The organism is Rhodococcus sp. RS1C4 (assembly GCF_002258225.1).
In the GTDB taxonomy this organism is placed as follows: domain Bacteria; phylum Actinomycetota; class Actinomycetes; order Mycobacteriales; family Mycobacteriaceae; genus Rhodococcoides; species Rhodococcoides fascians_E.
In genome coordinates this window covers 133,210-144,823 of the sequence record NZ_NOXZ01000028.1, presented here as the reverse complement: position 1 = coordinate 144,823, position 11,614 = coordinate 133,210, and the positions used below count along the sequence as shown (strand labels likewise).

Annotated in this window: 12 protein-coding genes and 1 pseudogene; 5 read left to right on the top strand and 8 right to left on the bottom strand. The window is 63.9% G+C overall.

Features of this window, described 5'->3' with window-relative positions:
* Positions 1 to 12 precede the first annotated feature (12 nt).
* Positions 13 to 1,467: a short-chain fatty acyl-CoA regulator family protein gene (locus CH289_RS14140; RefSeq protein ID WP_179276806.1), complete on the top strand. Its 1,455-nt coding sequence runs from the start codon at positions 13 to 15 to the stop codon at positions 1,465 to 1,467.
* Positions 1,468 to 1,473: 6 nt separating this feature from the next.
* Here the strand turns inward: CH289_RS14140 and CH289_RS14135 are convergent, their stop codons facing one another.
* The gene (locus CH289_RS14135; protein ID WP_094713193.1) at positions 1,474 to 2,415 is read right to left on the bottom strand and encodes an ABC transporter substrate-binding protein; all 942 of its coding nucleotides are present in this window, start codon (positions 2,413 to 2,415) and stop codon (positions 1,474 to 1,476) included.
* Between the two features lie 132 nt (positions 2,416 to 2,547).
* Here CH289_RS14135 and CH289_RS14130 point away from each other — a divergent pair, with 132 nt between their 5' ends.
* Positions 2,548 to 3,597 (top strand): M48 family metallopeptidase, encoded by a 1,050-nt coding sequence (locus CH289_RS14130; protein ID WP_033188672.1) that lies wholly within the window; start codon positions 2,548 to 2,550, stop codon positions 3,595 to 3,597.
* A gap of 66 nt (positions 3,598 to 3,663) precedes the next feature.
* A complete protein-coding gene (locus tag CH289_RS14125; RefSeq protein WP_020112564.1) occupies positions 3,664 to 4,212 on the top strand; it encodes a carboxymuconolactone decarboxylase family protein in 549 nt (182 codons plus the stop codon).
* An 87-nt stretch (positions 4,213 to 4,299) separates the two neighbouring features.
* On the opposite strand, the gene lpdA is transcribed toward CH289_RS14125, so the two are convergent.
* The 3 genes and pseudogenes from lpdA to CH289_RS29025 form a co-directional block, all read right to left on the bottom strand.
* Positions 4,300 to 5,715 (bottom strand): dihydrolipoyl dehydrogenase, encoded by a 1,416-nt coding sequence (gene lpdA / locus CH289_RS14120; RefSeq protein ID WP_019666588.1) that lies wholly within the window; start codon positions 5,713 to 5,715, stop codon positions 4,300 to 4,302.
* Between the two features lie 49 nt (positions 5,716 to 5,764).
* Positions 5,765 to 6,067 carry a dipeptidase gene (locus tag CH289_RS14115; RefSeq protein ID WP_256977217.1) on the bottom strand — a complete coding sequence of 101 codons (303 nt, stop codon included), beginning with the start codon at positions 6,065 to 6,067 and terminating at the stop codon, positions 5,765 to 5,767.
* A gap of 1 nt (position 6,068) precedes the next feature.
* Positions 6,069 to 6,302, bottom strand: a pseudogene (locus CH289_RS29025) (GAP family protein); the annotation flags it as partial.
* 83 nt (positions 6,303 to 6,385) lie between these two features.
* Between CH289_RS29025 and CH289_RS14105 the strand changes: the two are divergent.
* Positions 6,386 to 8,413, top strand: a complete 2,028-nt coding sequence (locus tag CH289_RS14105; protein WP_094728066.1) for a prolyl oligopeptidase family serine peptidase — start codon at positions 6,386 to 6,388, stop codon at positions 8,411 to 8,413.
* Here the strand turns inward: CH289_RS14105 and CH289_RS14100 are convergent.
* The 4 genes from CH289_RS14100 to ppk2 form a co-directional block, all read right to left on the bottom strand.
* Entirely contained in the window at positions 8,403 to 9,239 is an 837-nt protein-coding gene (locus CH289_RS14100) for an alpha/beta hydrolase family protein (protein WP_094728065.1), read from the bottom strand. The two genes, CH289_RS14105 and CH289_RS14100, sit on opposite strands and share 11 nt — an antisense overlap.
* Before the next feature lie 80 nt (positions 9,240 to 9,319).
* A complete protein-coding gene (locus CH289_RS28745) occupies positions 9,320 to 9,442 on the bottom strand; it encodes a hypothetical protein (protein WP_254924961.1) in 123 nt (40 codons plus the stop codon).
* A 277-nt stretch (positions 9,443 to 9,719) separates the two neighbouring features.
* Entirely contained in the window at positions 9,720 to 9,848 is a 129-nt protein-coding gene (locus CH289_RS28740; RefSeq protein WP_020112566.1) for a hypothetical protein, read from the bottom strand.
* 489 nt (positions 9,849 to 10,337) lie between these two features.
* Positions 10,338 to 11,249 (bottom strand): polyphosphate kinase 2, encoded by a 912-nt coding sequence (gene ppk2, locus CH289_RS14095; RefSeq protein WP_019666596.1) that lies wholly within the window; start codon positions 11,247 to 11,249, stop codon positions 10,338 to 10,340.
* Between the two features lie 160 nt (positions 11,250 to 11,409).
* On the opposite strand from ppk2, the gene CH289_RS14090 reads away from it, so the two are divergent.
* Entirely contained in the window at positions 11,410 to 11,610 is a 201-nt protein-coding gene (locus CH289_RS14090) for a PspC domain-containing protein (protein ID WP_019666597.1), read from the top strand.
* Positions 11,611 to 11,614: the final 4 nt, after the last annotated feature.

Here is an 11,614-nt window from a genome sequence, read left to right as displayed (position 1 = left end):
GAGGAGGTCGCAGTGCAGAAGATCTACGCCGGCAGTCGCCTGCGACGGTTGCGCGCCGACCGCGGGTTGACTCAGCTCGCCCTGGCCAGGACGCTCGAGCTGTCGCCGAGTTATCTGAATCAGCTCGAGAACGATCAGCGTCCGCTCACCGTGCCGGTCCTGCTGCGCCTGAACAGCACGTTCGACCTGGATCCCACGTTCTTCGCCACCGACACCGACGCCAGGTTGGTCGCCGATCTGCACGACGTGCTCGCCGAGACCTCGGACGACGGTGAAGTCTCCATGTCGGAAGTGCAGGAGTTGGTGTCGCGGATGCCGGACATCGGCCGCACACTCGTCGGTCTGCATCGGCGTTTGCACGCCACGACGGATCGATTGGAACGTCTCACCGCGGGTGTCGACGGCCGGGGCACCGATCTGCCCGTCGACGGTTCGCCGATGCCCTACGAGGAGGTGCGCGATTTCTTCTACGATCGGCGCAATCACATACCGGAGCTGGACCTCGCGGCCGAGGAATTGTTCGCACGCGAGGGCTTGACCATCGGCGCTCTCGATCTGCAGCTGGCCCGTGTCATCGAGGCGAACTACGGCGTCACCGTCGACATCGAGGACGACGGCGATGGACGGCTGGGACCCAAAGGACGGCTGGGCCCCAAGGGACAGCTGGGCCCCAAGCGCATCTACTCGCAGGGAAGGCTCACTCTCGCCAGGCGATTGACCGCGGGCCAGCGGGCGTACCAGATCGCCACTCAACTGGCGTTTCTGTCGCAGGCCACGATGATCGATGCTCTCGTCGACGCCGATTCGTCGTTGAGCGCACCCGCACGCGAGCTCGCCCGAGTGGGTCTCGCCCATTACTTCGCAGGTGCGCTCCTGCTCCCCTACGAGACTTTTCTGGACGCGGCGGAGTCGGTGCGCTACGACATCGAGTTGCTGTCGCTGACGTTCGAAGTGGGATTCGAGACCGTCTGCCATCGACTCTCGACTCTGCAACGACGCGGCGCCAAAGGCGTCCCGTTCTTCTTCGTCCGCACCGATCGCGCCGGGAACATCTCGAAGCGCCAGTCCGCTACCGCATTTCACTTCTCCCGGGTCGGCGGAAGCTGCCCGCTGTGGGTGGTTCACGACGCGTTCGCGGCGTCCGGGAGAATTCTCACCCAGGTCGCGACGATGCCCGACGACCGCAGTTATCTGTGGATCGCCCGCACCACCGAGAGCGGTGGGCTCGGGTTTCGCTCACCCCGCAAGCACTTCGCCATCGGGCTCGGCTGCGACATCGCGTACGCGAGCCGAGTCGTCTACGCGGACGGGTTGCCGCTGGACTCCGGCGCCGCCGCGGTGCCCATCGGCCCGGGATGCAAGGTGTGCGAACGCACCTCGTGCGCGCAGCGGGCATTCCCACAGCTGGGGCGGCAGGTCCACGTCGACGAGAACGTCGACACCGACCTGCCGTACCCCTACACGTGATACGTCTCAGTTCGGCTGCGAGAGAATGCGTTCGATGTCGTCGAGGACTGCTTGTCCGCCCTTCGGTCCGACGCCGGTGATCCAGTAGGACTGATCGACGGCCTGCGGGTTCGGCAGTGCTCCTGGGTTCGCCGTGATCGCGGCGGGGATCGCCGCCGGGTCGGACGGATCGGTCGCGGTGACGACGATGACGTCGGCGCGCGCCTCGGTGACGAGTTCGGGAGACAGGTCGACGGAGATCTCGTCGGCCCATTCCGGCCGCGGCGGTGTGGTGAAGCCTGCGCATTCCAGCGTGCTGCCGGCGAAGGACAGCGGACCGTACAGCGTGAGCACGTCGTCCCGAGGCCGGATCAGTTGCGCGGTGCGACCTTCGGTGTCGAATCGAGTTGCGATGTCGGAGCAGCGGTCTCGATATTCGCCGAGCAGGGCCTGCGCGTCGTCCTCCCTGCCCAGCGTACGACCGACGAAGTCGACGTTGTCCTGCCACGGATCGGACTGCGAGGCCATGAACACCGTCGGTGCGATGGCCGCGAGTTGGTCATAGTACTCGGCATGCCTCGTCTCGGTCCCGAGGATGAGATCCGGCTTCAACGCAGCGATGGATTCGATCCTCGGCTCGGCGACGGTCCCGACCGTCGCGATCGACGCGGCCTCGTCGCCCAGATACGCCGGGACACCGGTCGCTTCGCTGAGAACAGCGGTGCCGACCGGGACGACACCGAGAGCGACGGACGTATCCAACTCGACCGGCTCGAGCGTCACGATGCGCATCGGACTGTCCGGAACCTCGACGTTGCCGCGAACGGTCTCGACGGTCCGCGTGCCCTGTTCGTCGGCGCTGCCGTCGGACTCGCTCGCCGATCCTCCGCCGCCCGACGAGCACGCCACGAGACCGAAAGCCAGTATTCCGACCGCTACCGCCACGCCGCGGTGATCAGACCTCGACATCGTGCATTCCTCCGTACCTCGATGAGTGAAAGTTCAATGAAGGTTAGCCTGTCTTGCGTCGCCGATGGGCAGACCGTGCAGCCCGTTTTACTGATACTTTGGACTGCGAATCTTCGACGCTGGGAGAACCGCTTGACTGCCGCACCGGACCGCACCCGTATCGAGTTTCCGGACATCAGCTCGCGAGCATGGGAACACCCCTCGGACAGAGCCGCGCTCGTGACCCTGCGCAGCTTGAAGGGTTTCGACACCGTGCTCCGCACCCTTTCCGGGCTGCTCAGGGAACGCCAGCACCGGCTGATGTACCTCGCCACGGCCGTACGCGTCGACGACAAACAGTTCAAGGACCTGAACGATCTTCGCTCCGACTGCGTGAGCATTCTCGGCGCGGATCAGACGCCCGAGCTGTTCGTCATGCAGTCACCCGTGGTCAACGCGTTCACGATCGGAATGGACCGCCCGTTCATCGTCGTGACCACCGGCCTGCTGGACATCATGACGTACGAGGAACAGAGATTCGTCGTCGGTCACGAGCTGGGGCACGCACTGTCCGGGCACGCGGTCTACCGGACCGTTCTGATGCACCTCATGCGACTCGCCGGAACCATCGGCTGGGTACCCGTCGGCGGCTGGGCACTGCGGGCGATCATCGCAGGCTTGATGGAATGGCAACGCAAATCCGAACTTTCGGGTGACCGCGCCGGTCTGCTGTGCGGCCAGGACGTCCACACCGCCATCCGCGTGCAACTCAAGCTGGCAGGCGGTGCCCGCATCAGCGAAATCGACGTCGACGCGTTCCTCGCGCAGGCCGCCGAGTACGAGTCCAGCGGCGACCTACGCGACGGCGTCCTCAAACTCCTCAACATCGAACTGCTGTCCCACCCGTTCTCGGTACTACGCGCTGCGGAGCTGAAGAAGTGGGTGGACAGCGGGGAGTATGCCGCCGTGCTCCGCGGCGAGTACCCGCTGAAATCTCAGGACCACCGAGCCAAGGCGTCGGAGGAATTCAAGAACGCCGCCAGAACCTACAAGCAGAACTTCGACGAGTCGGAAGACCCCTTGATCAAGACGATCCGGGATCTCGGCGGCGGTTTCACCGGTGCCGTCGACGCCGTCGGAAACGGAATCGGCGACGTGGCGTCGGACATCAAGGAACGCTTCGACCATTGGCGGAAGTCCTGACTCGTTCCACGCCGACGACTCGCGTTACCTGGTGCGGGGTGGGGGTCGGGCGGTAGCGTCGGTCCGGTGACGACACCCCGCCTCTCCACACCTCGAATTCCGACAGGCACGTTCAAGGAGCTGGGCCCGATCAACTGGGCGTTGTGTCGGATTCTCTCCAAAGTCGCAGGCACACCCGACGCTCACCTGTTCAGCACCCTCGGCCGCAACAAAGGCCTGTTCCGGGGATGGCTGTTCTTCAGCGGGCGCTTGATGCCGGGTGGCCGCATCTCCAAGAAGGAGACCGAACTGGTCATCAACCGCGTCGCTCACCTACGGGACTGCGGCTACGAGATGGACCACCACAGCCGCATCGGACGCCGATTCGGTGTGACGAAAGAGCTTCTCGCACAGGTGAAAGAGGGGCCGGAGTCCCCGGGATTGACTCCTCGGTACCGAACCATCCTGACGGCAACCGACGAACTTATGAAGACCAAGAACCTGTCCGACCCGACCTGGACCCTTCTGGCCCAGGAATTCGACGAACGCCAACTCATCGAATTCCTGTTGCTCGTAAGCCAATACGACGGCTTGGCCACCACCATCGGCACCCTTCGCATCGAGCGCGATTTCTGAGCCTTCGTCCGAGGAGCTCCGACCGAAGAAACGAGAACATCCGCCCACGGCCGAGGCTGTGGGCGGATGTTCTTCGGTGAAGCTGGATCAGAAGTTGATCATGTGCCCGGCGAGGCCGTGGATGGCTTCCTGCAGCGCTTCCGACAGGGTCGGGTGCGTGTGCACGTTGCGAGCCAACTCGTTGACCGTCAGGTCCCACTTCTGCGCGAGCGTCAGTTCCGGCAGCAGCTCGGAAACGTCGGGGCCGATGAGGTGGCCACCGAGCAGTTCGCCGTGCTCGGTGTCGGCGATGAGCTTGACGAAGCCGGTGGCGTCGCCGAGACCGTGTGCCTTGCCGTTGGCTGCGAACGGGAAGTTCGCGACCTTGATGTCCGAGCCACGAGCCTGAGCCTCTTCGCGGGCCTGGTCTTCGGTGAGACCGAAGCTGGCGACCTGAGGCTGGCAGAACGTCGCGCGCGGCATCATGCGGTAATCGTCGATCGGGAGTGTCTCGGCACCGCCGATGGTCTCCGCAGCGACGACAGCCTGAGCCTCGGCGACGTGCGCGAGCTGCAGCTTCGCGGTCACGTCGCCGATGGCGTAGATGTGCGGGACGTTGGTCTGCATCGTGTTGGTGATGCCGATGGCGCCGCGGTCGGTGAGCTCGACGCCGGTCTTCTCGAGGCCGAAGCCTTCGACGCGGGGTGCGAACCCGACGGACTGCATGACCTTGTCGACGGTGAAGGTTTCGCTCTCACCGGACTTGTTGTGCTTGATCTCGACGGTGACCTTGGAGCCGTCGTCGTCGATGCTCTGCACGCCTGCGCCGGTGATGACCTTGACGCCAAGCTTCTTGTACTGCTTCTCGATTTCCTTCGAGACGTCCTTGTCCTCGTTCGGCAGCGCGCGATCGAGGTACTCGACGATGGTGACGTCGACACCGTAGTTCTTGAGGACGTAGCCGAATTCCATGCCGATGGCGCCCGCGCCGACGATGAGGATGGAGCCCGGGAGCTCCTTCGTCATGATCTGCTCTTCGTACGTCACGACGTTCTTGCTCAGCTCGGTACCTGGCAGCAACTTGGTGGTGCTGCCGGTCGAGATGATGGCGTTGTCGAACGTGATGGTCTCGGTGCCGCCCTTGGTGAGCTCGACCTCGATGGTGTTGGCGTCGGTGAACGTGCCCTTGCCGTCGTACTCGGGGATCTTGTTCTTCTTCATCAAGAAGTGGATTCCCTTGACGCGGCCCTCGGCAACCTTGCGGCTGCGATCGAACGCTGCGCCGAAGTCGAAGGACGCTTCACCGGAGATGCCGAACAGCTTCGCCTCTTTGGTGAAGAGGTGCGCCAGCTCGGCGTTGCGGAGAAGAGCCTTCGAGGGGATGCAGCCGACGTTCAGGCAGACACCGCCCCAGTACTTCTGCTCGATGATGGCAGTGCTCAGTCCGAGTTGTGCCGCGCGGATAGCAGCGACGTACCCACCGGGACCGGCTCCGAGGACAACGACGTCATAGTGTGAGGTCACGATTCCCCAGGATAGTCCCGTCGTGTATCACTGTCTCCAGACGGTCCGGTTACCGGCCGGTAGCACGGCTCCGGGCGGCGACCCGCGCGAAGTTTCCTCCGTACACGGCGGCGATCGACGCCTCGTCGAACCCTCGATCACGCAGCACAGCAGGCAGCGTCACGACGTCCTCCGGCGGCACCCACTGCAGCATCCCGTACTTGGTGTACTCCTCCGAGAACGCCTCGGGATGCGTCGCGAGTTCCAGATTGAAATCCTCGTGATCGAACGAGTAGTCCGAGCCGATTCCGATGTGGTCGATACCGAGCAGGTCGACGCCGTACTCGATGCTGCCCCGCCGTGCGCCGCCCACGGATCCACAGAACCAGGACGAACAACGCCAGAACGAGGCCGACGGCGAGCTCGAACCAGGAAAGGGCGTGAGACGTCGACTTCGCCCGCGGCCCCGGCGGCAGCAGAGTTGCCGCAAGGACCATCACGAGGGCGAGGGCCAGGACGTACCCGAGGACGTACGCGACAAGCTTTCTCGGACCGTTGTCGGTGGCCGCGAGCAGAAACGCGGGTACCACCGACCACGGCCACACCATGACGACGAGACCCACGAGTGCGAACGTCAGCGCATGGCCGGCCATGACCTACGGACAGTACTCGCAGACGGTAGAAATAGGGCATGAGCAACGCGATCGATCCGTACCTCTGGCTCGAAGAAGTCACCGCCGACGAGGCCCTCGACTGGGTCCGCACCCGCAACGCCGCGACCACCGCAGCACTCGCCGGAGACGAGTTCGACGCCACCGAAGCACGGATCCTCGAGGTCCTGGACACCGACGCGCGGATTCCGTACGCACGCCGACGCGGTGAGTACCTCTACAACTTCTGGCGCGACGCATCCCACGTCCGAGGTATCTGGCGTCGCACGACGATGGACGAATATCGCAAGGACGAGCCCGCGTGGGACGTTCTCCTCGATCTCGACGCCGTGGCCGCCGCGGAGAGCGAGAACTGGGTGTGGAGCGGCGCACAGGTTCTGCGTCCCGATCAGAAGATCGCGCTGGTGACGATGTCCCGGGGCGGCGCCGACGCCACCGTCGTGCGCGAGTTCGATCTGGAGTCGAGGACTTTTCGCGACGACGGGTTCTTCGTTCCGGAAGCCAAGACCGACGTCGGGTACATGGACGCGGACACCGTCTACGTCGGAACCGATTTCGGCGACGGTTCCCTGACCGACTCGGGCTATCCGCGGATCGCCAAGCGCTGGCACCGTGGCACTCCCCTGGCCGAGGCGACGACGGTCTTCGAGGGCGAGGCGTCGGACATCTCGATCTCGGCGTGGCACGACAGGACGCCCGGTTTCGAACGCGACTTCGTTCAGCGAGCCACCGACTTCTACAACGCGGAGCTGTACCTCCTCGAGGGGGACGCACTCACGCTCGTCGAGACCCCTACCGACGCAACCACTTCGGTGCACAAGCAGTGGCTTCTGATCCGCACGATGACCGAGTGGACCGTCGGCGACGTGACGTACCCGTCGGGCGCCCTGCTCGCGACGAACTTCGACGACTTCGTCGGTGGCAGCCGAGACATCACGGTCCTCTTCCGGCCCGACGCCCATCGGTCGCTGCACCAGTGGGCGTGGACCGAGAACCACCTGCTCGTCGTCACCCTCGTCGACGTCGCCACCGAAATCGGCATCTACACCCCGAGCGCCGACGGATGGAGCGACACGCCACTCACCGGCCTGCCGGAACTGACGTCGATCGAGATCGCCGGCACCGACGGCGAAGAGAACGGCGACGAGTTCTTCCTGTCGTCGAGCGGATATCTCACTCCCGCCACGCTGCTGTTCGGAACCGTCGGCGGCGGCGTCGAGGCACTCAAGCAAGCGCCGTCGTTCTTCGACACCGAAGGACTCACCGTCGCACAGCATTTCGCGACCTCACTCGACGGCACCGCGATCCCGTACTTCGTCGTCCGGAAGGAGCCCGCCGACGGCTCCCCGGCCCCGACCCTGCTCTACGGCTACGGCGGCTTCGAGATCTCGCTGACCCCGTCGTACAGCGGAGCGACCGGGTCGGCCTGGCTGGAGAAGGGCGGCACCTACGTCGTCGCCAACATCCGTGGCGGCGGTGAGTACGGGCCGGACTGGCACACACAGGTTCTCCGCGCGGGGCGCCACAAGGTGCACGAGGACTTCGCCGCCGTGGCCCGCGACCTCGTCGACCGGGGAATCACGACGCCGAGTCAGCTGGGTGCACAGGGCGGAAGCAACGGCGGCCTGCTGATGGGCATCATGGTCACCAAGTACCCCGAGTTGTTCGGTGCGATCGTCTGCCAGGTTCCGCTTCTCGACATGAAGCGCTACCACCTGCTGCTGGCCGGGGCGTCGTGGGTCGCGGAGTACGGAAACCCCGACGACCCGGACGAGTGGGCGTTCATCTCCGAGTACTCGCCGTACCAGAACGTCGTCGGGCCTGCAGAGAAAACGTACCCGCCCATCCTGATCGCGACCTCCACCCGCGACGACCGAGTCCATCCGGGTCATGCTCGCAAGATGGCGGCTCGGCTCGAAGAAACAGGGCACACCGTCCGCTACTTCGAGAACATCGAAGGCGGGCACGGCGGCGCAGCCGACAACGCGCAACTCGCATTCAAGACCGCGCTGACGTACCGATTCCTGTGGAACACCCTCAGCGACTGAACCAAGCCTCGATCTCCGCGACGACGGTCGCCGGCTGCCGGATCCATTCGTTGTGTCCGCGCGGCGACGAGAGGTGCCGCGTGGTGACCTCCGCGCGCGGGAACTTCTTCAGCAGGTTGGCCATGGACGCGCGCGGTGCAAGATCGTCGCCTGCGAGCGTCACCGCGAGGATGGGAAGCGTCAACCGGGCAATGCGTTCCTCGTAGTCGATGTCCGCGCCGGTCGGTTCGATCCGACCGGTGCGGGCGAACCTCGACCAGTCCTCGATGAGCACCTTCGACTGGCGCCCGAACCCGCCGACGTCGATGCGATCACCCGGCCAGAACCCGGCGATGTTGCTGGTCAACGACATCGCCGCTGCCCCGAGGAACAGCGACGCCCCGCGGGCCACACCGAACCCGCGATGGAACGGCGATCCGGATGCAACGAGGATCAACCCACCGAGCCGCCCCCGGATTCTCGACGCATAGAGGGAGCTGAGCTGGCCACCCATGCTGTGACCGAGCGCGTACGGCGTGGCGTCGGGAAACCGTTCCCGAACCACCTCGAAGATTGCGGGAAAATCCACCGAGACGAGTTCCTGATAGCCGTACGTGCTGACTCCGCTCGGCTTCGGTCGGCTGTCCCCCTGGCCGCGAAGGTCGGCCGTCGCCACATGGAAACCCCGCTCCGTCAGAGCCTGCGCGAACAGCGCGTAGTACCCGCCCGGAATGCCGAGGCCGGGCAGCACGACGATGACCGGCAGGTCGGACCTCGGAGTCTCGGCCTCGAACAAGCGAACCGGGATGCTCGTCCCGTCGGGCATCTGAATCGGCACTGTCTCCACGCCGACACCTTAGGCCCCGGACAGTCGAACAGCCGGCTCGCGTGACGCGAGCCGGCTGTTCGTGTACCTCGACGCGTGGGTCAGCCGCCCAGCAGTCCTCCGAGCAGTCCACCGATCACCGTGAGCAGCCCACCGTCGGTGTCGGCGCCTTCGGAGCTTCCGGCGCTACCGGTGGCGAGGAGGGAAAGAAGTGCAGCAAGCATGAGGATCTCCTTGAGGGGGAAGGCCATGCCACGAATGGGCGGGCTGAGGAAAGTTCTATCAACCAGGATGGCCGTGAGGAAAGCGAAGAGATCGCAATTGCGTCGTTCGAATGAATGTTTACCGGATCAAATAATTCGAACGACACTCGAAACCTTCATCAGGACTTTTATGCAAGGAAAGCGAGGCCGGGAAGGACGAAAAAGACGTCAGCCCGAACCGGGTCACGGTTCGGGCTGACGTCGAGGTTCGCGTGGACCGCGGTGTGCGGTCGGTGGATCAGCTGACGGGAGGCGTACCAGGAATGGTTGCCTCGCTCGATCCGCTGTCCGAGCTGCCCGTGGAGAGGAGGGCCAGGAGGCCGAGAAGTTCGGAAAGTTCGATCTTGTTCGACGGCTTGATGGACATCCTTTGAGCTCCTTCGATTCGAGGTCAGGTACCCGGAATGTGAAAGTTACGAAACGATCACTTCCGAATACATTCCTACCAACCGAATATCGAATTGGCTACAGCCGCAACGATAAAAAACCGAATGCATTCAAATCGACAGTAAACAGGAATCTTGTTTTCACTGATAAATATCGAATCACCGCGGCCCCCGACACCGCGTGTGATTCAACCGATCAGGCTGCGCTGCCCGAGGTCAGAACGCCGACGATCTGATCGACGATGGCGTCGACGATGCCGTCGTACACGCCGCTGACGATGTCACCGATGAAGCCTGCTGCAGAACCCATGAGATCTCCTTGAATTTGGAAACGAGCCGATCGATCACGACCCATGTACGTTTTTACCGCATTAACGGGCGGTCTCGGCTCCGACCCCGTTAAATCCAGAAACAAACTTGGTAACGCCTCGGCACCGTAACAGCTCGATTACTTGTTTGACCTGGCGCTTTCACTCGCCGATCACGTCGCGAGCCCGGCCGACGAGCAATGGGTCGGTTTCGCCGACGATTTCGGGATCCTTGTTGGCGTAGTCGTACTTGTTGAGGATGAACCGCATCGCGTTGATCCGAGCGCGCTTCTTGTCGTTGCTCTTGACGACGGTCCACGGTGCGACGTCGGTGTCGGTGGCCCTGAAGTTCTCTTCCTTCGCAGCGGTGTACGCATCCCATTTGTCCAACGACGCGAGATCCATCGGCGAGAGCTTCCACTGGCGAACGGGATCGACCTGACGGATGGCGAACCGAGTGCGCTGCTCGAGCTGCGACACAGAGAACCAGAACTTGGTGAGACTGACCCCGTCGTCGACGAGCATCTGCTCGAACAGCGGTGCCTGACGGACGAATCGAGCGTGCTGGTCCTCGGTGCAGAAGCCCATGACGCGCTCGACGCCTGCACGGTTGTACCAGGACCGGTCGAACATCACGATCTCGCCCGCGGCAGGCAGATGCTGAATGTACCTCTGGAAGTACCACTCCGTGGACTCCCGAACCGACGGCTTCTCCAGCGCGACGACGCGTGCGCCTCGGGGATTCATGTGCTCCATGAATCGCTTGATGGTGCCGCCCTTGCCCGCGGCGTCGCGTCCCTCGAAGACGATGACGTGACGCTGGCCGGTGTCCTTGATCCACATCTGCAGCTTCAGCAGCTCGATCTGCAACAACCGCTTCTGGAGGTCGTACTCGGCCCGCGTCATCCGCTCCGAGTACGGGTAGTCCTCACGCCAGGTGTCGACGATCCGACCGTCGGGGACGGTCAGGAGAACGGGATCGTCGTCGTCGTTGTCGTCCACGACGAACCCGGAGGTGTCCGTCAGGTCGACCGCCGTGGCCAGGTCGCCGAGGAGGCTGAAATCTTGCGTCATGACCGCAGAAGCTAGCCGGATACGGAAACGAACCGGTGACACTTCGGTGAACGACAGACGCGGTTCACCCCGAGAACGGCGGGCATGCGCTACGAATCAGGGTCGAGATGGGGGTTGTTCCCGATGCGCCGGGGCCCTGACGTCGCGCAGACTTCGTGTCATGACTTACACCAACGCCCCCAAGGAATTCGTTCGCTCCGACTCGCAGAAGATGATCGCCGGTGTGTGCGGCGGTGTCGCCGAATACTTCGAGATCGACCCGAACCTCGTCCGAGTACTCACCGTCATCGGTGCGTTCGTCTCCGCCGGCACCGTCGCCCTCGTGTACCTCGCAGCGTGGATGCTGATGCCCCAGCGCTGACCCC